Consider the following 26,260-nt stretch of genomic DNA (forward strand, 5'->3'; position numbering starts at 1 on the left):
ATGCTGCGCACCCTCGACCTGATCGTGATCGTCGCCTACCTGGTGCTCTCGCTGGGCATCGGGCTCTGGATGTCCGGGCGGCAACGGTCCAACGACGACTACTTCCTCGGCGGGCGGGAGCTGCCCTGGTGGGCGATCTCGCTGTCGGTCGTCGCGACCGAGACCTCGGCCCTGACGGTGATCAGCGTGCCGACGGTGGCCTACCTCGGGTCGCTGACCTACCTGCAGCTGGCGCTGGGCTACCTGATCGGGCGGATCGTCGTCGCGTTCGTGCTGCTGCCGCGCTACGCCGCCGGGAAGCTCACCACCGCCTACGGCTACCTCGGGCAGCGGTTCGGCCGCGGCATGCAGGGCACCGCGTCGGTGGCGTTCCTGCTGACCCGGCTGCTCGCCGACGGCGTGCGGATGTTCGCCGCGGCCATCCCGGTCAAGGTCATCCTGTCCGGGCTCGGCATCGACGTGTCGTTCTTCTGGATCATCGTGGTGCTGTCGCTGGTGACCGTCGCCTACACCTTCCTGGGCGGGATCCGGGCGGTGGTCTGGACCGACGTCATGCAGATGGCCCTCTACATGGTGGGCGGGATCGTCGCGCTGGCCGTGATCGGCCCGCAGCTGCCCGCCGGCTTCTGGGACGACGCGGTCGCCCAGGGCAAGACCCAGCTGCTCGACTTCGCCTCGAACCCGGTCTCCGAGCCGTACGCGTTCCTGACCGCGGTCGTCGGCGGCGCGCTGCTGTCGATGGCCAGCCACGGCGTCGACCAGATCATCGTGCAGCGGCTGCTGTCGTGCCGCACCGTGCGCGACGGGCAGAAGGCGCTGATCTTCTCCGCCGTGATCGTCGCGGTGCAGTTCGCGCTGTTCCTGGTCGTCGGCCTGTTCCTGTGGGGCTACTACCGCGGCGCGTCGCCGGCCCAGCTCGGCCTGCAGACCGGGGACGAGATCTTCCCGAGGTTCATCGTCGAGGGCCTGCCCACCGGGGTCTCCGGCCTGCTGCTCGCCGGGATCCTCGCCGCGGCGATGTCGACCCTGAGCTCGTCGCTGTCGGCGCTGTCGTCGTCGACGGTGATCGACCTGGTGCAGACGCTGTCCCGGCGCGAGCTGACCGCGCGGCAGGGCATCCGGCTGTCCCGGACGACGACGCTCGGCTGGGGCCTGGTCTTCATCGTGTTCGCGAACCTGTTCACCTCCACCGACGACCCGGTCGTCGAGCTGGGCCTGTCGGTGGCCGGGATCACCTACGGCGGGCTGCTGGGGGCGTTCGCGCTGGGCATGTTCGTCCCGCGGGCGCGCCAGGGTGATGCGATCGCCGGGTTCGCGGTCGCCGTCGCGGTGATGGGGTCGCTGTTCCTGTTCGCCCCGGACGCCGTCGGCTTCACCTGGTACACCGCGATCGGCCTGGTCATCACGATGGTCCTGGGGTCTCTGCTGGCGTTGCGCCACCGCACGGCGGTGCGGCGGGAATCCGCGGACGACGCCGCGCGTTCGGATGCGTGAGCGCACCCGACACGCAGGTAGGTTTGACCGTATGGACACCTGGGCCCCGACCGACGTCCCGGCACTGGAGGGCAGCGGACCACCGCTGCGGCTGCACGACACCGCCACCGGTCGGGTCCGACCGACCGCCCCGGGCCCGGTCGCGACGATGTACGTCTGCGGCATCACCCCCTACGACGCGACGCACCTGGGCCACGCGGCGACCTACCTGACGTTCGACCTGGTCAACCGGCTGTGGCGCGACCTCGGGCACGAGGTGCACTACGTCCAGAACGTCACCGACATCGACGAGCCGCTGCTCGAGCGTGCCGAACGCGACCAGGACGACTGGGTCGTGCTCGGCCTGCGCGAGACCGCGCTGTTCCGGGAGGACATGGAGGCGCTGCGGGTGCTGCCGCCGCGCCAGTTCGTCGGCGCGGTGGAGTCGATCCCGGAGATCGCCGAGCTGGTCGAGAAGCTCGTCGCCTCCGGGGCGGCGTACCGGCTCGACGACCCCGAGTACCCGGACGTCTACCACGACGTCGAGGCGACCGGGCGGTTCGGCTACGAGTCGAACTACGACCTGGACACGATGCTGCGGTTCTCCGCGGAACGCGGCGGTGACCCGGACCGGCCCGGCAAGCGCAACCCGCTCGACCCGCTGCTGTGGCGGATGGCCCGCCCCGGCGAGCCGTCCTGGGACTCCGGCCTCGGCCGGGGCCGCCCCGGCTGGCACGTCGAGTGCGCCGCGATCGGGCTGAACCGGCTCGGCCCGCAGATCGACCTCAACGGCGGCGGCTCGGACCTGATCTTCCCGCACCACGAGTGCGGGGCGCTGCACGCCGAGTCGCTGACCGGCGAGCACCCGTTCGCGCGGCACTACGTGCACACCGGGATGATCGGGCTGGACGGCGAGAAGATGTCGAAGTCCAAGGGGAACCTGGTCTTCGTGTCCAAGCTGCGCAACTCCGAGGTGGACCCGAACGTCATCCGGGTCGCGCTGCTCGACGGGCACTACCGCGTCGACCGCTCCTGGACCGACGACGTGCACGCGCGCGGCGAGCAGCGGGTGGCCCGCTGGCGCGAGGCCGTGGAGCTCGAGGCGGGCCCGGACGCGTCCGAGCTGGTGACCAAGCTGCGCACGCACCTGGCCGACGACCTCGACACCCCCGGGGCGCTCGCGGCCGTCGACGCCTGGGCCGAGGAGGCGCTGACCCGCCGCGGCACCGACACCGGTGCGCCGCAGCTGGCCCGCACCGCCCTGGACGCCCTGCTCGGCGTGCGTCTCTGACGTCCCGGCCCGTCCGGGGCCGGGGACCGTCGGCGGGGCGTGGTCGAATGGCGGCATGGCCCGCAACGTGCTCGGCGGCGAGCTGGCGACCTGCTCGACCGACCCGCTGACCGGTTTCTACCGCAACGGATGCTGCGACACCGGCGGTGACGACGCCGGTGTGCACACGGTCTGTGCCCGGGTGACCGCGGAGTTCCTGGACTTCTCCCGCGAGCAGGGCAACGACCTGTCCACCCCGCGCCCGGAGTTCGGCTTCGCCGGACTCGCTCCCGGCGACCGCTGGTGCCTGTGCGCGAGCCGCTGGGCCGAGGCGCTGCGCGAGGGCGCCGCGCCGCAGGTGGTCCTCGAGGCCACCCACGCCCGCACGCTGGAGTGGGTCGACCTCGACGACCTGCGCGCGCACGCCGTCAGCCCCGGCTGACCCCCGGGTCCCGGTCGAGCGCCAGCACCGCGGGCACCCCGGCCACCAGCAGGCCCGCGGGCACGAGGAACCCGGCCAGCGGGTCGGCGTGGTAGACCGGTGTCAGCGCCACCGGGGAGGCGGCGGTCCCCGCGAAACGCACGGCCTGCACCACCGAGATCGCACCCGCGCTGTTCGGCAGGCCGGAGCCCAGCACCAGGGCGTTCACTCCGACCAGGATCAGCTGGCTGCACACCCCGCCCAGCGCCCAGCAGGCGACGACCGCGCCCAGCAGCGGCACGAACCCCATCAGCGCGACGAGCACGCCGCCGCCGACCGCGCCGGCCAGCACGCACCGGCGCGGTCCGAGCCGGTCCACCGCGCCGCCGATCAGCCGGGCGGTGAGGATCCCGGCGACCCCGAGCGCGGTGAGCACCAGCCCGCGTGGGCCCGCGCCGAGCCCGAAGTCCTCCTCGAGCCGGAGCGCGAGCAGGAAGTTCAGCCCGGCCAGGCAGCCCCAGCCCAGTCCGGCGACGAGACCGAGCCGCAGCACCGGTCGGGACCACGCCGACCGCAGCCGCGGCCGCGGGCCGCCGCGCGGCGCCGGTGCCGCGCCGCCCGGGATCCCGACCGCGGCGAGCAGCAGCGCCACCGCGGCCGCCCCGCCGAACGACAGCCGCCAGTCCACCTCGGCGGCCAGCCCGCCGAACAGCGGCGCCGAGGTCTGCCCGGCGGCCTGCAGCGAGCCGAACCAGCCCAGCGCCCGGCCGAGGCGGTCCGGCTCGACCGCCGCGGCGAGCGCGGCCAGCAGCAGGGGAGTGGTGAACGCGTTCGCCAGGCCCTGCAGGGCGCGCCCGGCCAGGAACACCGTCCAGGACGCCGCCAGCACGCAGGCCAGCGACGCGACGACGTAGAGCGCGTACCCGGCGACGACGGTGCGGGCCCGGCCCCACCGCTCGCCGAGCGTGCCGGACACCAGCATCGCGCCCGCGAACGGCAGCAGGTACGCCGTGATCGACACCGAGGCGGTCGCGGTGGGCACGCCGAAGTCGGCCCCCAGCTCGGGCAGCATCGCCGCGGTCAGCCCGCCGCCGAACGGCCCGAGGAAGGCGCCGGCGAACAGCGCGCCCCGCCGGAGCGCCGGAAGGGCCCCCACCGCCGGCGTCAGGCGTTCGGGCCGCGGCGGCGCAGGTAGCGCTCGAAGTCGGCCGCGATGGAGTCCCCGGAGGTCTCCTGCATCCGGGTGCGGGTCCCCTCGGCGTCGGACTCGGAGGCCTGCTCCTCGAGCTGGCGGACGTACTCGCGCACCTCGTCGTCGGCGTCGGCCATCTCCGACACCGTCCGCTCCCACTCCTCGGCCTTCTCCGGCAGCGAGCCCAGCGGCACCTCGACGTCGAGTGCCTCCTCGATCCGGTGCAGCAGCGCCACGGCCGCCTTCGGGACCTGCGCCTGGGAGACGTAGTGCGGCACCTCGGCCCAGTAGGACAGCGCGGGGATCCCGGCCTGCACGCAGGCCTGCTGGAACACCGCGACGATCCCGGTCGGGCCCTCGTAGTTGGCCGGCTCGGTCGCCATCTCCTCGAACGCCTCGACGTCCCACGCGGTGCCGTTGACCGGGGTGGGGCGGGTGTGCGGGACCTCGGTGAGCAACGCGCCCAAAGTGATGACCTTGGTCACCCCGAGCCGCTCGGCGTGCCCGACGAGTTCTGCGCAGAACGAGCGCCAGCGCAGGTTCGGCTCGATGCCGTTGACGAGCACGACGTGCCGGTCGGTTCCGGGCAGCGTCGCCCACGACAACCGCGTCGTCTGCCACTCGATCCGCCGGGTCACCCCACCGGAGAGCTTCACGTGCGGGCGGGTCACCTGGAAGTCGTAGTACTCCTCGGGATCGATCGAGGTCAACGGCTCGGCGTCCCAGCTGAGCTCCAGGTGCTCACACGCGGTGCTCGCGGCCTCCCCGGCGTCGTTCCAGCCCTCGAACGCGGCGATGAGGACCGGCTCGACCAGGTCGGGCGCGGAGTCGCCGCCCGCGGTGCTCGGCTCTCGGTCGGTCATCGGTCCAGCCTACGACTCCGGGACCCGCCGTACCCGGCTCCTACCCCTGTCCGGGACGTCGTAGAAGCCGGGTTCGGTCCCGAGGGGAGGTAGCCTGACCGATCGTGTCATCTACGACGGGAGCGGATCACTCGGTGAGCACTACCTCGGACGGCGACATCCACACCCACACGGTGGACCCGGAGCGGGTCCGTGGTGCGGAGCGCAGGACCCAGCAGCTGAGGGACCTACTCGGGACCCGGATCGGGGTCATCGACGGTGCCTGGGGGACGGTCATCCAAGGCCTGGGCCTCTCTCCCACGGACTATCAGGCCGACTGGCTGGAGGGACATCACAAGGACACCACCGGTGACCCGGACCTGCTGAACCTCACTCGTCCGGACCTGATCCTGCAGGCGCACCGTGACTACTTCGACGCCGGCGCGGACCTGACGACGACCAACACCTTCACCGCCACCACCATCGGCCAGGCCGACTACGGCCTCGAGGCCAAGGTGAAGGAGATGAACGTCGCCGCGGCGAAGCTGGCCCGCCAGGCGGCGGACGAGGCGGAGCAGGCCACCGGCGAGCCGAAGTGGGTCGCGGGCTCGATCGGCCCGCTGAACGTGACCCTCTCGCTGTCGCCGAAGGTGGAGGACCCCGCCTTCCGTGCGGTGACCTACCAGGACGTGTACGACTCCTACGCCGAGCAGATCGCCGCGCTCGACGACGGCGGGGTCGACGTCCTGCTGATCGAGACGATCTTCGACACGCTGAACTCGAAGGCCGCGCTGCAGGCCGCGCACGACGTCGCGCCGCACCTGCCGGTGTGGATCTCGGTGACGATCGTCGACCGGTCCGGCCGCACCCTGTCGGGGCAGACCGTGGACGCGTTCTGGACCTCCATCCGGCACGCCGACCCGCTGGTCGTCGGCCTGAACTGTGCCCTGGGTGCGGACGAGATGCGCCCGCACGCGCTCGCGCTGTCCGAGCTCAGCGACACCTTCGTCGCGACCTACCCCAACGCGGGTCTGCCGAACGCGTTCGGCGGTTACGACGAGACCCCGGAGCAGACCGCGGCGTTCCTGCGCGAGTTCGCCGAGTCCGGGTTGGTGAACATCGTCGGCGGGTGCTGCGGCACCGGCCCGGATCACATCCGGCACATCGCCGAGCAGGTCAAGGGGCTCGCGCCCCGCACGCCGGTCGAGGCCTCGGACCGCACCCGGTTCTCCGGGCTGGAGCGGTTCGAGATCAGCCCCGACACCGGTTTCGTGATGATCGGTGAGCGGACCAACGTCACCGGTTCGAAGCGGTTCCGCCGGCTGATCGAGGCCAAGGACTACTCCGGCGCACTCGAGGTCGCCCTGGACATGGTCCGGGGCGGCGCGAACATCCTCGACGTCAACATGGACGCCGACCTCCTCGAGTCGCACGAGGAGATGCGGACGTTCCTGAACCTGCTGGCCACCGAGCCCGAGGTCGCCCGCCTGCCGATCATGATCGACAGCTCGCGCTGGCCGGTGATCGAGGCCGGTCTGCAGTGCGTCCAGGGCAAGGGCATCGTCAACTCGATCAGCCTCAAGGAGGGCGAGGAGCCCTTCCTGGCGCAGGCCCGCACGATCAAGAGCTACGGCGCGGGCGTCGTGGTCATGGCGTTCGACGAGACCGGTCAGGCCGACACCGCCGACCGCAAGGTCGAGATCTGCGGCCGGGCCTACGACCTGCTGGTCGAGCAGGCCGGGTTCCCGCCGCAGGACATCATCTTCGACCCGAACATCCTCGCCATCGGTACGGGCATCGAGGAGCACGCCAACTACGCGAAGTACTTCATCGAGGCCGCTCCGCGGATCAAGGAGCGGTGCCCCGGCGCGCACATCTCCGGTGGTGTCTCGAACCTGTCGTTCTCGTTCCGCGGCAACAACGTCGTGCGCGAGGCGATGGACTCGGCGTTCCTGTTCCACGCCATCAAGGCCGGCCTGGACATGGGCATCGTCAACGCCGGCCAGCTGGCGGTCTACCAGGACATCCCGCCGGAACTGCTCGAGATGGTCGAGGACGTCCTGTTCAACCGCCGGGAGGACGCGACCGACCGGCTGGTCGACAACGCCGACCGGTTCAAGGGCGAGGGCACCCGCCGGGAGCTCGACCTGTCCTGGCGGGAGAACGACGTCCAGGCGCGCATCTCGCACGCGATGGTGCACGGGATCGTCGACTTCATCGAGGACGACGCCGAGGAGGCCCGTGCGGAGGCCACCAAGGCCCTCGAGGTGATCGAGGGCCCGCTGATGGACGGCATGAAGATCGTCGGCGACCTGTTCGGCGACGGCAAGATGTTCCTGCCGCAGGTCGTGAAGTCCGCGCGTGTGATGAAGCGTGCGGTGGCCTACCTCGAGCCCTTCATGGAGCAGGAGAAGGAGGAGGCGAAGGCCCGCGGCGAGCTCCAGTCCGAGCGGGGCAACGGCAAGGTCGTCATGGCCACGGTCAAGGGCGACGTGCACGACATCGGCAAGAACATCGTCGGCGTGGTGCTGGGCTGCAACAACTACGAGGTCATCGACCTCGGCGTGATGGTCCCGGCCCAGACGATCCTGGACACCGCGGTGGCCGAGGGCGCCGACGCCGTCGGGCTGTCCGGGCTGATCACCCCGTCGCTGGACGAGATGGTCGCGGTGGCCGCGGAGATGGAGCGCCGCGGGCTCAAGCTGCCGCTGCTCATCGGCGGTGCGACCACCTCGAAGCAGCACACGGCGGTGAAGATCGCGCCGTCATACCAGGGCAACGTGCTGCACGTGCTCGACGCCTCGCGGGTCGTCGGGGTCGTCTCCGACCTGCTCGACGAGGACCGGGCCGACGCACTGGCCAAGACCAACGGGGAGGACCAGGAGCGGCTGCGTGAGCAGCACGCCGGCCGCGAGTCCAAGCCGCTGCTGCCCTTCGAGGAGGCCAAGGCCAACTTCGAGCGCGTCGGGTTCGACGACCTGCCGGAGCCGCAGTTCACCGGCGTGCGCCCGTGCACCCCGACGATCGCGGAGCTGCGCGAGCTGATCGACTGGCAGTTCCTGTTCCTGGCCTGGGAGGTGAAGGGCAAGTACCCGCAGATCCTCGAGTCGCCGGTCGCGCGGGAGCTCTTCGACGACGCCAACGCGATGCTCGACGACATCATCGCGAACGACCGGTTCACCGCGCGCGGGGTGTACGGCTTCTGGCCGGCACACGCCGACGGCGAGGACATCGTGGTACGTCCGGAGTCGGGTGACGTGCGGCTGCCGATGCTGCGCCAGCAGACGGTGAAGCCCGAGGGCCGCGCCAACCGCAGCCTGGTCGACTACGTGGCCCCCGAGGGGGACCACCTGGGTGCGTTCGCGGTGTCGATCCACGGCGCCGAGGCGATGGCCAAGGAGTACGAGGACGCCCTCGACGACTACCGGGCCATCATGGTCAAGGCGCTCGCCGACCGCCTCGCCGAGGCGTTCGCCGAGTACGCGCACCTCCACGCCCGCCGCGAGTGGTTCGAGCCCGACGCCGACCAGCCGCTCGAGGAGCTGCTCGGCGAGAAGTTCCGGGGCATCCGGCCGGCGTTCGGTTACCCGGCCTGCCCGGACCACACGCTCAAGCGCCCGCTGTTCGACATGCTGGGTGCCGAGGAGCTGGGGGTCGCGCTGACCGAGTCCTACGCGATGACGCCGGCCGCGGCGGTGAGCGGCATGATGTTCGCCCACCCCGAGTCCCGGTACTTCACCGTGGGCCGGATCGGCCAGGACCAGGTCACCGACTACGCGCGGCGACTCGACGTCGAGGTCGAGTACGTGGAGAAGTGGCTGCGGCCCAACCTGGGGTACACACCCGATGCCTGAGTTGGCCGGCGTGCTGCTCGACATGGACGGCACGCTCATCGACTCCGAGAAGGTGTGGGAGGTCGCCCTCAACGACCTCATGAAGCACCTGGGCGGGGACCCGCTGACCACGCAGGCCCGCCGGGAGTCGGTCGGCGGGTCGCTGGACTCGTCGTTGCGGATCTGCTTCCGGGAGGCCGGGCGTGATCCGCACCGGGTCCCGGAGCAGGAGTACCGCGAGACCGGTGAGTGGTTCTACGAGCGGGCCGGCGAGCTGTTCACGCACGGGGTGCCCTGGCGCCCCGGCGCGCGGGAGCTGCTCGGCGCACTGCGCGCCGAGCAGGTCCCGGCGGTGCTGGTCACCAACACCATCCGGGTGCTGGTGGACCGCGCGCTGGACACGCTGGGCCGGGAGCACTTCACGGCCGTCGTGCCGGGTGACGAGGTCACCGAGCCGAAGCCGGCGCCGGAGCCCTACCGGCGCGGGGCGGAGCTGCTCGGGGCCGACCCGGCGGACTGCGTCGCGGTGGAGGACTCGCCGACCGGCGCACTGTCCGCCGAGCGGGCCGGCTGCGCCGTCCTGGTGGTGCCCTGCGAGCTCGAGGTGCCACCGGGGCCGCGGCGGGTGCTGCGGGAGAGCCTGGCCGGGATGACGCCGGCCGGTCTCGCCGAGGTGCTCGCCACCGTGCGGGCCCGGGGCTGACCGACGGGTGCGCGAGCGGATCCGGCGCGGGGTGGTGTTCCCCCGGCGTCCGGGTCCGCTCCCGGCCGGCCCGCCCGGCCCCTCCTGAGCACCGTCGGGCCCCGAGATCGTGCGCGAACGGTCCGCCGACCGCGACGAACGGCCGTCGGCACTCCGCAGCGTCACACCGGGTGAACCATCCGGCGCGGTGCGTGGCCCGCACGGCTCCGTACCCCCGGGTACCCGCACGCGCGATTCCCGCCACCGTTCACACTGGTGGCGAAAGGGGTCGATGCACGTGAAGACTTTCGACGGACTGTTCGCCGAGCTGCAGGCCAAGGCCACGGAGCGGCCGGCGGGCTCCGGAACCGTCGCCGCGCTGGACGCCGGGGTGCACGCCCAGGGCAAGAAGGTGCTGGAGGAGGCGGGCGAGGTGTGGCTCGCCGCCGAGTACCAGGGCGACGACGAGCTGGCCGAGGAGATCTCACAGTTGCTCTACCGGCTCCAGGTGATCATGATTCAGCGCGGGCTCGCCCTCGAGGACGTGTACAAGCACCTGTAGGCCGGACCGGGCCCCGGTTCCGGGTGCCCACCGATCCTCCGGGCACCCACCGACTTTCCAGACCCACAGCGATTTCAGGAGAGCATCAATGCTCCGCGTGGCACTGCCGAACAAGGGCACCCTGGCCGAGCCCGCCGCCACCATGATGCGCGAGGCCGGGTACCGCCAGCGGACCGACTCGCGCGACCTCAGCGTGGTCGACGAGGAGAACGAGATCGAGTTCTTCTACCTGCGGCCGAAGGACATCGCGACCTACGTCGGCAAGGGTGACCTGCACCTCGGGGTGACCGGTTTCGACCTGATGGAGGAGTCGGGCAGCCAGACCCAGCAGGTCCTGGCGCTGGGCTTCGGCAAGTCCCGCTTCCACTTCGCGGCCCCGACCGACGCGGACTGGAAGCTCGAGGACCTCGACGGCCGCAAGATCGCGACCTCGTACCCGCGGCTGGTCCGGTCCTACCTGTCCGGTAAGCGGATCGGCGCCGAGATCGTCAAGCTCGACGGCGCGGTGGAGATCTCCATCCAGCTCGGGCTGGCCGACGCGATCGCCGACGTCGTCTCCTCCGGGCGCACGCTGCGCCAGCACGGGCTGCAGGTCATCGGCGAGCCGATCGCGACCTCGCAGGCGACGCTGATCGAGCGGGAGAAGCGCCCGGACCGGGTCGAGGAGGGTCACGTGACCTCGATCAAGCGGGTGTTCGCCGACCGGCTGCAGGGTGTCGTGCTCGCCCGCGAGTACCTGATGATGGACTTCGACTGCCCGGAGTCGCTGCTGCCCGACGTGGAGACGGTCGCCCCGGGCCTGCAGGCGCCCACGGTGTCGCCGCTGCGCAAGGCCGGCTGGGTCGCGGTCCGCACGATGGTGCCGACCAAGGACACCAACCGGGTCATGGACCGGCTCGCCCAGATCGGCGCCACGGCGATCCTGACCTCGGAGATCCGGTCCTGCCGCGCGATGACGACCCACACCCACGAGGACGCCTGACCGCCCCCACCGACGTCCGTTCCCCACCGACGACGGCCCGTCCCGGACACGCTCCGGGGCGGGCCGCCGCCGTCGGTGGGGCGGCTGCTCCACCGGGTGCGCCCGTCATGCCACCGCCTGTCATGCCACCGCCCGGGCCGCCGGGGCGGGGGCGGTGGGGCGCAGCACGGTGCCGGCGAGTGCCGCCGCGGCCAGCAGGAGCGCCGCGCAGATGCCCAGCCCGAGGGCGTACCCGGCGGTGAGCGCCTCGGGCGTGGCCGCGGGCCCGCTGCGCTGGTGGGCGGCCGTGCCGAGCGCGGCCAGCCCGAGTGAGGCCCCGAGCTGGCGGGAGCTGTTGAGCAGGCCGGACGCCGTCCCGGTCTCGTGCACCGCGACGCCGGCGGTCGCGGTCGAGACCAGCGGCCCGAGGCAGAGCCCGAACCCGCTCCCGGCGACGATCGAGGGCCCGAGGACGTGGACGAGGAACGTGCCGTCCGGGCTGATCAGGGAGAACCAGGCGAACCCGGTGGCGGTCAGCAGCCCGCCGGCCACCAGCAGGGTCCGGGCCGGGAGCCGGTAGCCGAGCCGGACGGCGAGCACGGAGCCGGCGACGACCCCGAGGGCGAACGGCAGGAACTGCAGCCCGGTGAGCGCAGGTCCGGTGCCGAGCACCTGCTGCACGTAGAGGGACACGAAGTAGAACGCCGAGGCCATGGCGGCGCCGACCAGCAGGTTGTAGGCGTTCGCACCGGCGACCGCGCGGTGGGTGAGCAGCCCGAGCCGGACCAGCGGTCGCCGCGCGGTGGTCCGCTCGACGTGGACGAACGCGGCCAGCAGTGCGGCCGCGACGGCCAGGGTCGCCACCGTGGTGGGGGAGGACCACCCGCCGCGGTCGGTGCGGACGACCCCGAACACGAGCAGCGTCAGGCCCGCGGTGACCAGGACGGCGCCGAGGACGTCCGGGCGGCCGTCGCGGGCCCCGGGCGGGTCGGCCGCCACACCGAACCGGGCCAGCGCCCAGGCACCGACGGCCATGGGCACGTTCACCAGCATCACCCAGCGCCAGCCGGCGTACTCGGTGAGCACGCCGCCGACCAGCACCCCGAGCGCGCCGCCCGCGGCGTTCATCGCGCTCCAGACGCCGAACGCCGTCACCCGGGCCCGCCCGGCCGGGAACGTGGTACTCAGCAGCGCCAGCGCGGCCGGGGCCAGCGCGGCGGCCCCGAAGCCCTGCGCCGCGCGGGCGGCGACCAGGTGCCACGGTTCGGTCGCGGCGCCGCCGGCGAGGGAGGCGAGCGCGAACAGGCCGAGCCCCAGCAGCAGGACCCGCCGGCGGCCGTAGGTGTCAGCGGCCGCACCACCGAGGAGCAGCAGGCCGCCGAAGGCGAGTGCGTAGGCGTGGACGACCCAGGTCAGCCCGGTGGGGCCGAAGCCGAGCCCGTCCGCGATGCGCGGCAGGCCGACGTTCACCACCGACAGATCCAGCGACACCATGAACTGCACGACCGCCACCGCGGCCAGCGTGAGACGGGCGTTCGTCGATTTTTCGTACATGTATCGAAAGGTACGCCGCGGTGCCGGGCGGTCAATCGTGTTTCCGTGTTCCGCACCGCCGGTCCCGCACCGCCGGTCCCGCACCGCCGGTCCCGCACCGCCGGTCCCGCACCGCCGGTGCGTCCGTGCGTCCGCGGACCGGCACCGCGACGCCGGCCGCGGTCGGCGGGGGAGCACGATGGGGCTCGTGTCCAGGTCCAGTTCCGAGTCGTCCCGTGCCGACCCGCAGCGTGCCGACCCGCAGCGTGCCGACCCGCAGCGTGCCGACCCGCAGCGTGCCGACCCGCAGCGTGCCGACGGCCCGCATTCCGGCCCGTCCGGCTCCGGCCGGGGGCGTACCGGCCGGCCCCCGCGGACCTCGCGCGCGGAGATCCTGGCGGGGGCCCACCGCATCCTCGAGCGGGACGGCTGGGAGAAGCTGACGTTGCGCCGGCTGGCCACCGAGGTGGGCGTCGGGACGATGACGCTCTACCACCACGTGCGGGACCGGGAGGACCTGCTGGTCCAGCTGATCAACGAGCGGTTCGACCGGCTCACGCGCCCCGAGTTGCCCGCCGACCCGCGCGAGCGCATCGTCGCGGCCGGTGTCGCCGCCCACGACACCCTGGCCGCCTGGCCCTGGGCCGCCGAGGTGCTCACCACCGACGGCTTCCTCGCCCGCGTCGGCGACTCCGCGTTGTGGCTGGTCGAGGCGATCGTCGCAGGCGCCGTCGACCACGGGTGCACGCCGGAGCAGGCGGTGCACGTGTTCCGCTGCGTCTGGTACTACACCGTCGGCGAGATCCTGGTCCGGGCGCGCTCGGACGGCCGGGTCTCCCGCCGCGATGACCTGTTCAGCGGCCCGGCCCCGGCACTGAGCAGCCACGTCGACCCCGACCGGCACCCCCGGCTCGGCGCGATCGGGGACCGCTGGCCGGAGCTGGCCGCCCGCGACACCTACGCCGCGGGGCTGCGGGCGCTCGTCGACGGCCTGCTCGCCCAGGCCGGGTCCGGCTGAGGGTCAGCGGGACCGGACGGTCAGCGCCTGGGCGATCCGGCCGGTGTGCCCGGCCGGGTCGAACAGGGTCGCCGAGCACGTGCCGAGCCCGTCCGGGCCGATCACGGTGGCGGCGTCCACCCCCATCCACTCGCCCTCCGGCGCGCGGTGCAGGTGCACGGTCAGCTCGGTGTTGACGAACAGCCACTGCCGCACGTCCAGCTCCGCGGCGACGCCGTTCGCGCAGTCCGCGGCGACCATGAGCCGCTGCAACGGGGTCGGCTCCTCGCCCTCGACCAGCGGGACCCGCAGCCGGATCCAGGCGCGCGCCGGGCCGGGGGCGTCCAGCGCGCCCTCGTCGAGCCAGCACCACTCGACGGCGTCGAGGAAGCCGGGCAGCCAGCCGTCCGGGCGCTCGGTGTGGACGGTGCCGTCCTGCGGCCCGGGCAGCGGCGGCACCGTCCCCCGGACCGCGGACGCCGTGTCCCCGGCGGCGAGCCGCCACGCCCGCGCCCGCAGGACGTCGCGCCCACCGGCCCGCATGGTCGCCGAGAGCAGCTCGATCGTCCGCCCGGGGCGTTCGACCTGGGCCGTCACCGTCAGCGGCCCGGCCGGGACCATCCCGAGCACCTCGACGGTCACCCGCGCGATCCGCGTCCCGGCCGCCGCCCCGCCCGGGCGCGACTCGGGCAGCCGCTCCAGCGCCCGGGCGAGCAGTGCCGAGGGCGGTCCCATGTGCTGGGCGTCGGCGTACCAGGGTCCGGTGGTCGACAGCGTCGCCTCGAACTCGGCGACGCTCGCCCCGGAGTCGTCGGTGTGCTCACCACGCGGCAGGTAGAACGGTCCGGGCGGGATCGGGAGCAGTGCACTCACGCCCGCGATCATGCCCCGTCGGCGGTGCCCGCGCCGTCGCCGGGCCACCCCGGGTACGGCGGGGGAGCGCCGTCCCAGGCCGGACACAGCGCCCGGTGGTCGCAGCTGCGGCACGCCGGACCCGGGTTGGGCCGGAAGTCCCCGGTCGGGGCGGCCCGGCGGATCGCCGTCCAGACGGCGTCGAGCAGCCGGGCGAAGCGGTGCAGCTCGGCCTCGTCCGGGCGGTAGGTGAGCGTGGTGCCGCCGGCGAGGTAGAGCAGCCGCAGCTCGTCCGGGACGCGGCCGCGTGCCAGCAGCACCGCGAGCGCGTAGAACTTCAGCTGGAACAGCGCCGCGCCCTCGAACCCCTCGCCGGGCGTCGCACCGGTCTTGTAGTCGACCACCCGCAGCGACCCGCCGGGGCCCTCGTCGAGCCGGTCCAGGATGCCGCGCAGCGGGACCGGCCCGCCGGGCGTCGACAGCGTCGTCTCGATCCGAATCTCGACCGCCGTGGCCGGGACGGCTGCCGGGTCCTCGAGGGTGAAGTAGGTGTCCAGCAGGGCCGCGGCCGAGTCGAGCCACGTCGCGAGCTCCGGGGTGGGCGCGCCGCCGGCCGGGGCCGGGGCCGGGTCGAACAGGGCTGCCGCCTCCGGCCACGCCCCGGCGAGCTCGTCCCAGCACGGGCCGAGCAGTGCCCGCGCCGCCGCCGGGGTGCGCCCGGCCGGGTCGAGGGCGTAGAGCCGCTCCAGCACCGCGTGCACGAGCGTGCCGCGGACCTGGGCCCGCGACGGGGGCTCCGGGATGCGGTCCACGGCCCGGAACCGGTAGAGCAGCGGGCAGCGCCGGAAGTCCGCCGCGCGCGACGGCGACAGTGCCGGCGGGCGGGGGAGCTCCCCGGCCGCCGCGGGCGCGGCCCCCGGTGCGGTCATGATCGGAAGGGTAGGCGACACCCCCGACAGCGGGGCTCGGCGACGGCCGTGCCGGCTGTGGCGTGCCCCGGCGGTGCTGCTCCCGGCGGCCGTCCGCGACGGTGGCACTCCGACCGTGGCAGCCCGCTCGCGGCACTCCGACCGTGGCAGCCCGAGCGCGGCACCCGACCGAGACCGCCCGACCGAGGCACCCCGACCGCGGTGCTCCCCGGCACCGTCGTTAGCGTCGTCGCCCGTGCACGACCTGCCCGGCCACGCCGCCGCCGACACCGCGCCCGCCGCCGCCGACGCCACGGCGCCCGACCCCGGCGGTGACACGGGGCCCGGCCCGGGCGGTGACACGGCGCCCGGCAGTGACCTGGCGCCGGACCCCGGCGGTGGCACGGTGCCGGACCCCGGCAGTGACACGGTGCCGGACCCCGGCGGTGACCCGGCGCCCGGCAGCGGCTGGGTGCCGCCGCGCCGGGGCGGCCCGTTCCGGGTGGGCGACCGGGTCCAGCTGACCGACCCGAAGGGGCGGCACTACACCGTCGTCCTGGAGGCCGGCGGGGCGTACCACACCCACCGCGGCCAGATCGAGCACGACGACATCATCGGCGCCCCCGAGGGCAGCCTCGTCCACTCCGCGGCCAACACCCCCTACCTGGCGCTGCGCCCGCGCCTGGCCGACTACGTGCTCTCCATGCCCCGCGGCGCCCAGGTGATCTACCCGAAGGACGCCGCGCAGATCCTGATGTGGGGCGACGTGTTCCCCGGCGCCCGGGTGCTGGAGGCCGGTGCCGGTTCCGGGGCGCTGACCTGCTCGCTGCTGCAGGCGGTCGGCCCGACCGGGCGGGTGATCTCCTACGAGGTCCGCGACGACCACGCCCCGCACGCGGTCGGCAACGTCGAGAAGTTCTTCGGGGAGCGCCCGCCGAACTGGGAGCTGACCGTCGCCGATGTGCGCGAGCACCGTGGCGAGGTCGACCGGGTGATCCTCGACATGCTCTCCCCGTGGGACGTCCTGGACACGGTGCGCGAGCACCTGGTCCCCGGCGGGATCCTGGTCGGCTACGTCGCCACGACGACCCAGCTGTCGATGCTCACCGAGAAGCTGCGCGAGATGCAGTGCTGGACCGAGCCGGAGGCCTGGGAGGCGATGGTCCGGCCCTGGCACGTGGTGGGGCTCGCGGTCCGGCCCGAACACCGGATGATCGCCCACACCGCGTTCCTGGTGACCAGCCGCCGGCTGGCGGACGGCGTCAGCCCACCTCGGCCGCAGCGTCGCCCGACCGGACGCTGACCCGGCACCGGTCGCCGTGGTAGCCGAGCGCGACGCGCCCGGCCGGAACACGAACTTCATCCGAACCTCCCCGTGTGAACGTGGCGGTGACGGGCAGAAAGCCGCAGAGTGACCACGTGGTGCCGACCGGCTGAGTCCCGGATCACCGGTTCGACGCACCGCCGCGGTACACCCGCCCGGGTACCGTGGTGAGACGGAACACGGAGGGAGGCTGCCGTGAACCACCCCTACGACGACGGTCCCGGCAGGCAGGATTTCCAGTCTGGCAGCGGGCACGGCGGGCTCAGCCCTGCTGAGGCCGCCGAGCACATCCGTCACCTCGAGAACGAGATCGCGACACTGCGCCAGCGGTTGACCGAGACGCCCCGGCACGCCCGGGTGCTGGAGCAGCGTCTGGCCGAGACCACGAGCCGGCTCTCCGCCCTCAACGCCCGCAACGAGAAGCTCACCGAGACCCTCAAGGAGGCCCGGGGGCAGTTGGTCGCACTCCGCGAGGAGGTCGACCGGCTGGCCCAGCCGCCGTCCGGCTACGGGGTCTTCCTGGGCCGCTACGACGACGAGACGGTCGACGTGTTCACCTCGGGCCGCCGGATGCGCGTCCCGGTGTCGCCCGCGGTGGACGGCACCGATCTCCGCAGTGGCCAGTCGGTGCGGCTGAACGAGGCCCTCACCGTGGTCGAGGCGATGGGCTTCGAGCAGGTCGGTGACCTCTACTCGCTGCGCGAGATCGTCTCCCGCCCCGGGGACGACGGCTCGGCCGGTCGCGGCCTGGTCGTCGGGCACTCCGACGAGGAGCGGGTGGTGTGGCTCGCCGCACCGCTGTTCGACCTCGGGCAGGAGGAGGGCACCAGCCCGCTGAAGTCCGGCGACTCCCTCATGGTCGACACGCGGGCGGGCTACGCCTACGAGCGGGTCGCGAAGGCCGAGGTCGAGGACCTCGTGCTGGAGGAGGTGCCCGACATCTCCTACTCCGACATCGGTGGCCTGTCCCGGCAGATCGAGCAGATCCAGGACGCGGTGGAGCTGCCGTTCCTGCACCAGGAGCTCTACACCCGCTACGAGCTGACCCCGCCGAAGGGCGTGCTGCTCTACGGCCCGCCCGGCTGCGGCAAGACGCTGATCGCGAAGGCGGTCGCGAACTCGCTGGCGAAGAAGATCGCCGCCGAGCGCGGGGACGACCCGGACGAGGGCCGGGCGTTCTTCCTCAACATCAAGGGCCCGGAGCTGCTCAACAAGTTCGTCGGCGAGACCGAGCGGCACATCCGGCTGATCTTCCAGCGAGCCCGGGAGAAGGCCTCCGCCGGTACCCCGGTGATCGTGTTCTTCGACGAGATGGACTCGATCTTCCGGACCCGTGGCTCGGGTGTGTCCTCCGACGTCGAGACGACGATCGTCCCCCAGCTCCTCGCCGAGATCGACGGCGTCGAGGGCCTGGAGAACGTCATCGTGATCGGTGCCTCGAACCGTGAGGACATGATCGACCCGGCGATCCTGCGTCCGGGCCGGCTGGACGTGAAGATCAAGATCGAGCGTCCGGACGCCGAGGGTGCGCAGGACATCTTCTCCAAGTACATCACCGAGTCGCTGCCCATCCACGCCGACGACATCGCCGAGTTCGGCGGCAGCCGCGAGGCCTGCGTGGGCGGGATGATCCAGCGGATCACCGAGCGGATGTACGACGAGTCGGAGGAGAACCGCTTCCTCGAGGTCACCTACGCCAACGGGGACAAGGAGACCCTCTACTTCAAGGACTTCAACTCCGGCGCGATGATCCAGAACATCGTGGACCGGGCGAAGAAGTCCGCGATCAAGTCGGTGCTCGAGTCCGGTCAGCCGGGCCTGCGGGTCCAGCACCTGCTCGACGCGATCGTCGACGAGTTCGCCGAGAACGAGGACCTGCCCAACACCACCAACCCGGACGACTGGGCCCGGATCTCGGGCAAGAAGGGCGAGCGGATCGTCTACATCCGCACCCTGGTCACCGGCAAGAACGAGGCCGCCGGCCGGGCGATCGACACCGCGTCGAACACCGGCCAGTACCTGTAGACGCCCCACACACCGGACGGGCCCCGTCGCACCGAGCGTGCGGCGGGGCCCGTCCGTTCTGCTCGGGGCACCGCTCAGAACGTCATGCCCAGCGCCCATCCGCCGAGCAGGTAGGCGAACATCGTGATCAGCACGACGCCGACGACGTTGAGCCACAGCCCGCCGCGTGCCATCTGCCCGATCGTCACCACACCCGAGCCGAACACGATCGCGTTCGGAGGGGTCCCGACCGGCAGCATGAACGCGCACGTCGCGGCCAGCGCCGCCGGGACCAGCAGCGTCGTCGCATCGGCGCCGATGCCCATCGCCACCCCGCCCAGCACCGGCACGAATGTCGCCGCCGTCGCCGTGTTGCTGGTCAGCTCGGTCAGGCCCAGCACGATCGCGACGGTCACGAACACCAGCAGCACGGTCGGCAGCGCGCCGAGCCCACCCACGCTGCTCCCGATGAACTCGTCGAGCCCGCTGTCGGCGACCGCCCCGGCCAGGCTGAGACCGCCGCCGAACAGGAGCAGCACGCCCCAGGGCAGGCCCTTCTGGGCGTCGTCCCACACCAGCAGCATCCGGTAGGTGCGCGGCCGGTCCCGCTCGCGGACGCTTGCCGCCTCGTCCGGCGGCGTCGTGTCCGAGGGCAGGAGGAACAGGGTGAGGCCGGCGGCGACGGCGATCGCGGTGTCGTCCATGCTCCCGAGCCAGGGCAGGGCCGCGTCGATCGCCGCGAACTCGGACAGGATGCCCGGGACGATCCAGAGGAACGCCGCACCGGCGAAGACCGCGAGGACCCGCTTCTCGGCCGAGCTGACCGGTCCCATCTCCCGCAGCTGCTCGTCGATCATCTCCTTGCCGCCGGGGATCTCGGTGAGATCGCTGCGGAACAGCACCCGGGTGATCAGCAGCCAGGCAAGCCCGATGAACACGATCACGATCGGGACGGCCAGCTGCATCCAGCCGAGGAAGGTGACCGGCGACCCGACGCCGTCGAGGTAGGCGACGACGATCGCGTTCGGCGGACTGCCCAGGATGGTGCCCAGCCCGCCGATCGACGCCGACCAGGCGACCGAGAGGACCAGCCCGACCCCGAACGTCCGCACCGCCGGGGCGCGCAGCGTCTCGTGCAGCGGGGCGCCGCGGCGCACCTCGCCCTCGTGGGCACGCTCGGCGACCAGCGCGAGCACCGAGAGCGCGATCGGGAGCATCATCAGCGCGGTCGCGGTGTTGGAGACCCACATCGACAGGAACGCGGTCGCGATCATGATGCCGAGCACGATCCGGTTCGGTGTCGTCCCGACCAGCCGCAGGGTGAGCAGAGCGATCCGCCGGTGCAGGTGCCACTTCTGCATCGCGATCGCGATCAGGAAGCCGCCCATGAACAGGAAGACGATCGGGTCGGCGTAGGGGGCCGCCGCGTCGTCGACCGAGAGCACCCCGAGTGCCGGGAACGCAACGATCGGCAGCAGCGCCGTGGCCGAGAGCGGGATCGCCTCGGTGACCCACCAGACCGCCATGAGCGCGCCGACGGCGGCGACCGTGCGGGCACTCGGTTCGAGGCCCGCGGCGGTGCCGAGCAGCAGCCAGACCAGACCGCCGAACACGACCCCGAGGGCCCGGAAGCCCCAGGTCCAGGCGGGGGAACGACTGTCCGCGGCGGTCGCGCCGCCGGTGCCGACCGGCGGGTCGCCGCCGGTCTCCCGTTCGTCCTCGGTCCGTTCCCGGTCGGGTCCGGTCGCGGCCATACGGGACCTCCTCGTCCGTGCGGGCGCGCGGTACGCTACCCGACCGCCGGGGATGTCGCCTTTCGATCGAGTGGTCCGGATCCTCCGGTGTCCGATCCGTTCACGACCCGGGGCGCCGGGTGGCCCTAGCGTTCCCGGACATGACGGACGAGACGATCGGCGCCGAGCCGGACATGATCGGGATCCTGGTGACGGACATGGCGCGGTCGGTGGCCTTCTACCGGTTGCTGGGGCTGTCGTTCCCCGACGGGGCGGAGGACTCCCCGCACGTCGAGACGACGCTGCGCGGTGGGCTGCGGCTGGCGCTGGACCTGCAGTCGATGGTGGAGGACTTCCATCCGGACGCGGCGCCGACCGGGGACGGGCGGATGAGCCTGGCGTTCCGGCTGCCGTCGGCCGACGCCGTCGACGACGCCTTCACGCGGGTGACCGCCGCCGGGTACGGCTCGGTGCTGAAGCCGTTCGACGCGCCGTGGGGGCAGCGCTACGCGACCGTCCGCGACCCCGACGGGACGTCGCTGGACCTGTTCGCCTGGACCTGACCGGCCCCGTCCGCGGCCGGAGCGGGCACCAGCGCGGTGGGGGAGAGCCCGGTCAGGGAGCGGACCTCGCGGGACAGGTGCGGCTGGTCGGCGTAGCCGGTGCGGGCGGCGACCTCGGCGGGGGTGACGCCGTCGAACAGCAGGGCGCTCGCGGCCCGGAAGCGCAGGACGCGGCGGGCGACCGCCGGGCCGTAGCCCAGTGTGGCGCGGCAGCGCCGGTGCAGCGTCCGGGACGTGACGCCGAGCCGGTCGGCCAGCTCGGTCACCGGCATCCCGCGGGCCAGGGCCCGCAGCGCGGCCGGGGGCAGCGGCGCCGGCAGCGTCCGGGCCGGCACGTCCGCCCCCGCCCGCAACGCCGTCGTGACCTCCAGCAGGAGCGCGAGGGGCGGGCCCGGGACCTCCCGGGGGCCGGGCAGCGGACGGGCGAGCACGGCGTCGAGTGCGGTGCGGGTGTCGCGCAGCTCCTCGGCGGGGACGCCCAGCAGCGCGGGGAGCCGGCCGGGCCGGAAACGCAGCCCGGTCGTCACCGAGCCGGCCGGGCTCGAGGCCAGGTGCGCGGTCGTGTCCGGGCCGGCCACGACCAGCCGGCCGTCCTGGACCAGCAGGTCCATGCAGCCGTCGGGCAGGACCCGCTGCACGTGCGGCGCGTCGGCCCGCGCCTGCCAGGCGCATTCGAGCAGGTCCGCGACCGGCCCGGCCGGCCGGACCTCCCGGTAGTGCGCCACGCGCCCACGGTAGTGCCCCGCAGGGGTCAGGCGGCCCGCAGCACGGCCTGGATCTCCAGCTCGATCCGGACCTTCTCGCCGACCACGACGCCGCCGCTCTCCATCGGCATGGCGATGTCGACACCGAAGTCGGAGCGGTTGATCGAGCCCGCGGCGGTGAAGCCGGCGCGGGTGCCGCCGTAGGCGTCCGGCCCGAAGCCGTTGACCTCCAGGTCCAGCTCGACCGGCTTGGTGACGCCCTTGATGGTGAGGTCGCCGGCCAGGACGTACTCGTCGCCCTTGCCGATGACGCCGGTCGAGGCGAACGTCCACTCCGGGTGGGTCTCGACCTCGAAGAAGTCGGCGGAGCGGATGTGCCCGTCGCGCTGCTCGTTGCCGGTGCTGATCGAGCTGACGTCGATGGTGGCGGCCACGCGCGAGTCCTCGATCGAGTCGCCGGTGACGATCTCCCCGGAGACCTGCTCGAAGCGGCCCCGGACCTTGCTGACCATCATGTGACGGACGACGAACGACACGTCGCTGTGGACCGGGTCGATGTCCCAGGTGCCGGCGGCGAAGTTGGGGATGCTGGTCATGGAGTGCCTCCGCGCGATAGTTAGTTGAACTCTCAGTTGTTGAGACTGATACTAGGTAGTACAAGATGAACGCTCAACCATTCCGGAGGGTGTCGTGGAACACACGCGCTGGCTCGACGAGGACGAGCAGCAGACCTGGCGGGCCTTCCTCGCGGCCCAGCGCCTGGTCTCGGACAAGGTCGAACGCCGGCTGCAGGCCGCGGCGGGGATGCCGCAGGCGTACTACGAGATCCTGGCGCGGCTGTCCGAGGCGCCGGATCGCACGCTGCGGATGAGCGTGCTGGCCGAGTCGGCGCTGTCCTCGCGCAGCCGCGTGTCCCACGCGGTGGCGCGGATGGAGGAGTCCGGCTGGATCGTGCGCCGCTCGTGCCCCACCGACCGCCGCGGTCAGCTCGCGGAACTGACCGACGAGGGCCTGCGGGTGCTGGAGGCCGCGGTGCCGGACCACGTCGAGAGCGTGCGCGAGGCCGTGTTCGACGGGCTCACCCGCGACCAGCAGGCGGCGTTGCGGGAGGCCATGGAGGCGATCGTGGCGCACCTGTCGGAGCGCCCCGGCTGGCCGGTGACGGGGGACTCGGGCCCGGACGGGCCGGATGCCGCCCGCGCATCTTAGGCTGAGCGCATGCCTCATTTCGACGTCGTCGTGCTCGGTGCCGGACCCGGTGGATACGTGGCGGCCATTCGTGCCGCCCAGCTCGGCCGCAGTGTGGCGGTGATCGAGGAGAAGTACTGGGGCGGTGTCTGCCTCAACGTGGGCTGCATCCCCTCGAAGGCGCTGCTGCGCAACGCCGAGATCGCGCACATCGTCACCTCCGAGCAGAAGACCTTCGGTCTGTCCGGGGAGGTGTCACTGGACTTCGGCGTGGCCTTCGACCGCAGCCGGACGGTCGCGGACGGCCGGGTCAAGGGCGTCCACTTCCTCATGAAGAAGAACAAGATCACCGAGTTCGACGGCTTCGGCCGGTTCACCAAGCCGGGCGAGATCGAGGTCGAGCTCTCGAAGGGCGGCTCGGAGACCGTCACCTACGGCGACGTGATCATCGCCTCCGGCTCCACGGTCAAGCTGCTGCCGGGCACCGAGCTGTCCGAGCGCGTGGTGACCTACGAGGAGCAGATCCTCACCCGCGAGCTCCCGGAGAGCGTCGTCATCGCCGGCGCCGGCGCGATCGGCGTCGAGTTCGCCTACGTGCTGGCCAACTACGGCGTCGACGTCACCATCGTCGAGTACCTGGACCGCCTGCTCCCGCTCGAGGACGCCGACGTGTCCAAGGAGCTGCTCAAGCGCTACAAGAAGCTCGGCATCACGGTCCGGACCTCGACCAAGGTCGAGTCGATCACCGACGACGGCAAGGGCGTCACCGTGACCGTCTCGTCGGGGGACAAGGGCTCCGAGGAGCTGCGCGCCGACAAGGTGATCCAGGCGATCGGGTTCGCCCCGCGGGTGGACGGCTTCGGCCTGGACAAGCTCGGCGTCGAGCTGACCGAGCGCGGCGCGATCGCGATCGACGACCACATGCGGACCAGCGTCGAGAACGTCTACGCGATCGGGGACGTCACCGCGAAGCTGATGCTCGCGCACGTGGCCGAGGCGCAGGGTGTCGTCGCGGCGGAGACGCTGGCCGGTGCCGAGACCCAGGAGCTCGACTACACGATGATGCCGCGGGCGACGTTCTGCTCCCCGCAGGTCGCGTCGTTCGGCTACACCCAGGCCGAGGCCGAGAAGCTGGCCGACGAGCGGGGCTGGAAGGTCAAGGTCGCCCAGTTCCCCTACACCGCCAACGGCAAGGCGCAGGGCATGGCCGAGCCGAACGGTTTCGTCAAGCTGATCTCCGACGACACCCACGGCGAGCTGCTGGGCGGGCACATCATCGGGGCCGAGGCCACCGAGCTGCTGCCGGAGCTGACCCTGGCGCAGAAGTGGGACCTGACCGTCCACGAGATGGCCCGCAACGTGCACGCGCACCCGACCCTGTCCGAGGGGCTGCAGGAGGCGATCCACGGCCTCGCCGGCCACATGATCAACCTCTGATCCCGCGCCGGGCCCGGCCCGCCCTCGTGGCGGGCCGGCCGGGCGGATCAGGTACTCAGGCCTCGGCCGCGGCCTTGCGCGGGATCTCCGGCGCGGTCGCGCCCGCGGCGTCGCGGGGCATCCGCCGGGCGAAGGTGACGACCGCGTCGGCCAGCTCGTGCAGCCGGGACCGCACGCCGTCGTCGACGAGCGTGCCCGCCGAGAAGTGGGTGTTGTTCGCGTAGACCGCGCCGGGCACCGCCCAGGCCCGGAAGAAGCCGACCAGCGGCTTGAGCTCGTGCTCGATCGCCAGATAGTGGTGGTCGGTGCCGCCGGTGGCGATCAGCCCGACCGGCTTGCCGGCCAGGGCGTCGTTCGGGAGCAGGTCGAACAGGTTCTTCAGGCGCCCGGTGTAGCCGCCGCGGTACATCGGCGTGCCGATGACCAGCGCGTCCGCCGCGATCACCCGGTCGATCACCGTCCGGGTGTCCCCGGTGTAGTCGGCGGGGTCGCGGCCGTCGCTGAAGACCAGGTCGTACCCGCGCAGGTCGAGCAGCTCGGTGTGCACGTCGTCGTGCTCGGCCGCGCGGTCCAGTGCGGTCCCGATCGCGAGGGCCGTCTTCGAGGGGGACGACGGACTTCCCGACACGCCGAGTACCTGCACGCTGTTCTCCTTCTCGTCGAGGGGCCGTCTCCGCGGGCGGGCGGGGGTCAGGCCGACGGCTCGCGACGGGCGGAGTGCTCGCGCCGGCCGGTCGGGCGGGCGGTGTCCCGCTTCTCGTGCCGGTCGGCCACCAGGGCCGCCTCGACCGCGGCCTGCACGGCGGCGGTGTTGACGTCCGGGTCGATCAGCCGGGCGGCGGCGAGGGAGCGGGCCGAGACCGAGATGCTGACCATGTGGAAACTCCTGAAGCCTTCGCGTGGTGGGTACGTGCTCGGGGGGCCCCACGCTGGGCCCTTCCCGTGGTGTCGTCGCGCGACCCGCCGGTTGTTAACCGATCCAGGCCCCGATGTGGGTGACATGAGTTACCCGGGGGTAGGGCGCTGGTCGCGGAACTTTATCCCACGCCGGCGGCGAGCCAGCGACGGGTGATCCAGAGGCCGTCCGGCACCCACGGGTACTCCGGGGAACCGAGCCGGCGGCGCAGCTGTTCCATCGTCCACCAGCCGCCCTCGGCGACCTCCGACGGCTGGTGGACCACCGGGCCGTCCCAGAACGCCTGGTAGACGTGCACGTGGGCGCGCAGGCCGTGCGGCCCGGAGCCCGGGCCGGTGTCCACCCCCAGCGCCGCCGCGTCGAACGGGTACACGAACAGCTTCTCCAGCGCGATCCCGCTCACACCGAGCTCCTCGCCGAGCTCGCGGGCCGCGCAGTCGTCGGGCTGCTCGCCCTCGTCGAGCACGCCACCGGCCAGGCAGTCCCACAGGCCGGGCATCACCAGCTTCGTCGGGGTCCGGCGGGGGACTGTAAGAACATCGGTGTAACTCCGATCAAGGAGTGTGGACCCGATGACAGACCAAGCAGCTGAGCCGGTCGACCTCGACAGCGTGACCGACGAGGAGCAGCTCGTCGATGATGACGGCGCGCAGGCAGGGCTCGACGCGGTCGACGAGCAGTTGATCGCCCAACTCGCCGGCCGCGCCCGCGCGAACGGGCTCGACCTGACCGGCGAGAACGGCCTGCTCGCGCAGCTCACGAAGCGGGTCCTGGAGTCCGCGCTCGAGGGCGAGATCACCGACCATCTCGGCTACCAGGCCCACGATCCGGCCGGACGCAACGGCGGAAACTCCCGCAACGGGCA

25 protein-coding genes are annotated in these 26,260 nt (G+C 72.7%); 14 read left to right on the forward strand and 11 right to left on the reverse strand.

Annotated elements, in window-relative coordinates; genetic code table 11:
- The 3 genes from BM093_RS24410 to BM093_RS24420 are packed head-to-tail and all read left to right on the forward strand — an operon-like array spanning position 1 to position 3,185.
- Positions 1-1,494 carry a sodium:solute symporter gene (locus tag BM093_RS24410; RefSeq protein WP_245773771.1) on the forward strand — a complete coding sequence of 498 codons (1,494 nt, stop codon included), beginning with the start codon at positions 1-3 and terminating at the stop codon, positions 1,492-1,494.
- A gap of 31 nt (positions 1,495-1,525) precedes the next feature.
- Positions 1,526-2,764 carry a cysteine--1-D-myo-inosityl 2-amino-2-deoxy-alpha-D-glucopyranoside ligase gene (gene mshC, locus BM093_RS24415; protein WP_093350159.1) on the forward strand — a complete coding sequence of 413 codons (1,239 nt, stop codon included), beginning with the start codon at positions 1,526-1,528 and terminating at the stop codon, positions 2,762-2,764.
- Between the two features lie 55 nt (positions 2,765-2,819).
- On the forward strand, positions 2,820-3,185 hold the full coding sequence (locus BM093_RS24420) for a DUF2237 family protein (RefSeq protein WP_093350163.1): 366 nt from the start codon (positions 2,820-2,822) through the stop codon (positions 3,183-3,185).
- On the opposite strand, the gene BM093_RS24425 is transcribed toward BM093_RS24420, so the two are convergent.
- Together BM093_RS24425 and BM093_RS24430 are read right to left on the reverse strand one after the other, a co-directional pair.
- Positions 3,172-4,320, reverse strand: coding sequence for an MFS transporter (locus BM093_RS24425; protein WP_093350166.1), 1,149 nt, complete (start codon positions 4,318-4,320; stop codon positions 3,172-3,174). The two genes, BM093_RS24420 and BM093_RS24425, sit on opposite strands and share 14 nt — an antisense overlap.
- Positions 4,321-4,328: 8 nt before the next feature.
- Positions 4,329-5,219 (reverse strand): PAC2 family protein, encoded by an 891-nt coding sequence (locus tag BM093_RS24430; protein WP_093350169.1) that lies wholly within the window; start codon positions 5,217-5,219, stop codon positions 4,329-4,331.
- Between the two features lie 173 nt (positions 5,220-5,392).
- Between BM093_RS24430 and metH the strand changes: the two genes are divergently transcribed.
- The 4 genes from metH to hisG all read left to right on the forward strand — a co-directional run bounded on the left by metH (position 5,393) and on the right by hisG (position 11,257).
- Positions 5,393-9,052, forward strand: coding sequence for a methionine synthase (metH, locus tag BM093_RS24435; protein ID WP_245773774.1), 3,660 nt, complete (start codon positions 5,393-5,395; stop codon positions 9,050-9,052).
- Entirely contained in the window at positions 9,045-9,734 is a 690-nt protein-coding gene (locus BM093_RS24440) for an HAD family hydrolase (RefSeq protein ID WP_093350175.1), read from the forward strand. Before metH ends, BM093_RS24440 begins: the two co-directional genes overlap by 8 nt.
- Before the next feature lie 277 nt (positions 9,735-10,011).
- Positions 10,012-10,275 carry a phosphoribosyl-ATP diphosphatase gene (locus BM093_RS24445; protein WP_010227420.1) on the forward strand — a complete coding sequence of 88 codons (264 nt, stop codon included), beginning with the start codon at positions 10,012-10,014 and terminating at the stop codon, positions 10,273-10,275.
- A gap of 88 nt (positions 10,276-10,363) precedes the next feature.
- Complete coding sequence (gene hisG, locus BM093_RS24450) at positions 10,364-11,257, forward strand: ATP phosphoribosyltransferase (protein WP_093350180.1); 894 nt, start codon at positions 10,364-10,366, stop codon at positions 11,255-11,257.
- 120 nt (positions 11,258-11,377) lie between these two features.
- On the opposite strand, the gene BM093_RS24455 is transcribed toward hisG, so the two are convergent.
- Positions 11,378-12,790, reverse strand: coding sequence for an MFS transporter (locus tag BM093_RS24455; protein WP_093350183.1), 1,413 nt, complete (start codon positions 12,788-12,790; stop codon positions 11,378-11,380).
- A gap of 187 nt (positions 12,791-12,977) precedes the next feature.
- Between BM093_RS24455 and BM093_RS24460 the strand changes: the two genes are divergently transcribed.
- Positions 12,978-13,787, forward strand: a complete 810-nt coding sequence (locus BM093_RS24460) for a TetR/AcrR family transcriptional regulator (RefSeq protein WP_177238680.1) — start codon at positions 12,978-12,980, stop codon at positions 13,785-13,787.
- Between the two features lie 3 nt (positions 13,788-13,790).
- On the opposite strand, the gene BM093_RS24465 is transcribed toward BM093_RS24460, so the two are convergent.
- Entirely contained in the window at positions 13,791-14,651 is an 861-nt protein-coding gene (locus BM093_RS24465; RefSeq protein WP_093350186.1) for a thioesterase family protein, read from the reverse strand.
- A complete protein-coding gene (locus BM093_RS24470; protein WP_093350189.1) occupies positions 14,648-15,547 on the reverse strand; it encodes a RecB family exonuclease in 900 nt (299 codons plus the stop codon). The genes BM093_RS24465 and BM093_RS24470 overlap by 4 nt, the downstream gene beginning before the upstream one ends.
- 451 nt (positions 15,548-15,998) lie before the next feature.
- On the opposite strand from BM093_RS24470, the gene BM093_RS24475 reads away from it, so the two are divergent.
- Together BM093_RS24475 and arc are read left to right on the forward strand one after the other, a co-directional pair.
- Positions 15,999-16,829 (forward strand): tRNA (adenine-N1)-methyltransferase, encoded by an 831-nt coding sequence (locus tag BM093_RS24475; RefSeq protein ID WP_093350240.1) that lies wholly within the window; start codon positions 15,999-16,001, stop codon positions 16,827-16,829.
- A 216-nt stretch (positions 16,830-17,045) separates the two neighbouring features.
- Positions 17,046-18,875 (forward strand): proteasome ATPase, encoded by a 1,830-nt coding sequence (gene arc, locus BM093_RS24480; RefSeq protein WP_093350192.1) that lies wholly within the window; start codon positions 17,046-17,048, stop codon positions 18,873-18,875.
- 74 nt (positions 18,876-18,949) lie between these two features.
- Here the strand turns inward: arc and BM093_RS24485 are convergent, their stop codons facing one another.
- A complete protein-coding gene (locus BM093_RS24485; protein WP_093350195.1) occupies positions 18,950-20,608 on the reverse strand; it encodes an SLC13 family permease in 1,659 nt (552 codons plus the stop codon).
- 140 nt (positions 20,609-20,748) lie between these two features.
- Between BM093_RS24485 and BM093_RS24490 the strand changes: the two genes are divergently transcribed.
- Positions 20,749-21,150, forward strand: a complete 402-nt coding sequence (locus BM093_RS24490; RefSeq protein ID WP_093350198.1) for a VOC family protein — start codon at positions 20,749-20,751, stop codon at positions 21,148-21,150.
- On the opposite strand, the gene BM093_RS24495 is transcribed toward BM093_RS24490, so the two are convergent.
- On the reverse strand, positions 21,093-21,875 hold the full coding sequence (locus BM093_RS24495) for a helix-turn-helix domain-containing protein (RefSeq protein ID WP_093350201.1): 783 nt from the start codon (positions 21,873-21,875) through the stop codon (positions 21,093-21,095). The genes BM093_RS24490 and BM093_RS24495 overlap by 58 nt on opposite strands.
- Before the next feature lie 26 nt (positions 21,876-21,901).
- Positions 21,902-22,450, reverse strand: coding sequence for a YceI family protein (locus BM093_RS24500; RefSeq protein WP_093350204.1), 549 nt, complete (start codon positions 22,448-22,450; stop codon positions 21,902-21,904).
- Positions 22,451-22,544: 94 nt separating this feature from the next.
- Between BM093_RS24500 and BM093_RS24505 the strand changes: the two genes are divergently transcribed.
- Together BM093_RS24505 and lpdA are read left to right on the forward strand one after the other, a co-directional pair.
- Positions 22,545-23,063, forward strand: coding sequence for a MarR family winged helix-turn-helix transcriptional regulator (locus BM093_RS24505; RefSeq protein WP_093350205.1), 519 nt, complete (start codon positions 22,545-22,547; stop codon positions 23,061-23,063).
- A gap of 9 nt (positions 23,064-23,072) precedes the next feature.
- Positions 23,073-24,479, forward strand: coding sequence for a dihydrolipoyl dehydrogenase (gene lpdA / locus BM093_RS24510; protein ID WP_093350206.1), 1,407 nt, complete (start codon positions 23,073-23,075; stop codon positions 24,477-24,479).
- 55 nt (positions 24,480-24,534) lie between these two features.
- On the opposite strand, the gene BM093_RS24515 is transcribed toward lpdA, so the two are convergent.
- The 3 genes from BM093_RS24515 to BM093_RS24525 all read right to left on the reverse strand — a co-directional run bounded on the left by BM093_RS24515 (position 24,535) and on the right by BM093_RS24525 (position 26,080).
- Entirely contained in the window at positions 24,535-25,122 is a 588-nt protein-coding gene (locus BM093_RS24515; protein WP_093350208.1) for an NADPH-dependent FMN reductase, read from the reverse strand.
- Positions 25,123-25,169: 47 nt separating this feature from the next.
- On the reverse strand, positions 25,170-25,355 hold the full coding sequence (locus BM093_RS24520) for a hypothetical protein (RefSeq protein ID WP_093350211.1): 186 nt from the start codon (positions 25,353-25,355) through the stop codon (positions 25,170-25,172).
- 161 nt (positions 25,356-25,516) lie between these two features.
- Positions 25,517-26,080 carry an NUDIX domain-containing protein gene (locus tag BM093_RS24525; protein ID WP_281248729.1) on the reverse strand — a complete coding sequence of 188 codons (564 nt, stop codon included), beginning with the start codon at positions 26,078-26,080 and terminating at the stop codon, positions 25,517-25,519.
- Between BM093_RS24525 and BM093_RS24530 the strand changes: the two genes are divergently transcribed.
- Positions 25,968-26,260 (forward strand): transposase (locus BM093_RS24530; RefSeq protein ID WP_218162914.1); only part of this gene is annotated, 293 nt, incomplete at its 3' end. The genes BM093_RS24525 and BM093_RS24530 overlap by 113 nt on opposite strands.

This window comes from Pseudonocardia ammonioxydans (assembly GCF_900115005.1).
Taxonomy (GTDB): domain Bacteria; phylum Actinomycetota; class Actinomycetes; order Mycobacteriales; family Pseudonocardiaceae; genus Pseudonocardia; species Pseudonocardia ammonioxydans.

Coding starts and splice junctions, on each gene's coding strand:
- BM093_RS24410 (WP_245773771.1), top strand. CDS start 1: ATGCTGCGCACCCTCGACCTGATCGTGATCGTCGCCTACCTGGTGCTC.
- mshC (WP_093350159.1), top strand. CDS start 1,526: ATGGACACCTGGGCCCCGACCGACGTCCCGGCACTGGAGGGCAGCGGA.
- BM093_RS24420 (WP_093350163.1), top strand. CDS start 2,820: ATGGCCCGCAACGTGCTCGGCGGCGAGCTGGCGACCTGCTCGACCGAC.
- BM093_RS24430 (WP_093350169.1), bottom strand. CDS start 5,219: ATGACCGACCGAGAGCCGAGCACCGCGGGCGGCGACTCCGCGCCCGAC.
- BM093_RS24440 (WP_093350175.1), top strand. CDS start 9,045: ATGCCTGAGTTGGCCGGCGTGCTGCTCGACATGGACGGCACGCTCATC.
- hisG (WP_093350180.1), top strand. CDS start 10,364: ATGCTCCGCGTGGCACTGCCGAACAAGGGCACCCTGGCCGAGCCCGCC.
- BM093_RS24455 (WP_093350183.1), bottom strand. CDS start 12,790: ATGTACGAAAAATCGACGAACGCCCGTCTCACGCTGGCCGCGGTGGCG.
- BM093_RS24465 (WP_093350186.1), bottom strand. CDS start 14,651: ATGATCGCGGGCGTGAGTGCACTGCTCCCGATCCCGCCCGGACCGTTC.
- BM093_RS24470 (WP_093350189.1), bottom strand. CDS start 15,547: ATGACCGCACCGGGGGCCGCGCCCGCGGCGGCCGGGGAGCTCCCCCGC.
- BM093_RS24485 (WP_093350195.1), bottom strand. CDS start 20,608: ATGGCCGCGACCGGACCCGACCGGGAACGGACCGAGGACGAACGGGAG.
- BM093_RS24490 (WP_093350198.1), top strand. CDS start 20,749: ATGACGGACGAGACGATCGGCGCCGAGCCGGACATGATCGGGATCCTG.
- BM093_RS24500 (WP_093350204.1), bottom strand. CDS start 22,450: ATGACCAGCATCCCCAACTTCGCCGCCGGCACCTGGGACATCGACCCG.
- lpdA (WP_093350206.1), top strand. CDS start 23,073: ATGCCTCATTTCGACGTCGTCGTGCTCGGTGCCGGACCCGGTGGATAC.
- BM093_RS24520 (WP_093350211.1), bottom strand. CDS start 25,355: ATGGTCAGCATCTCGGTCTCGGCCCGCTCCCTCGCCGCCGCCCGGCTG.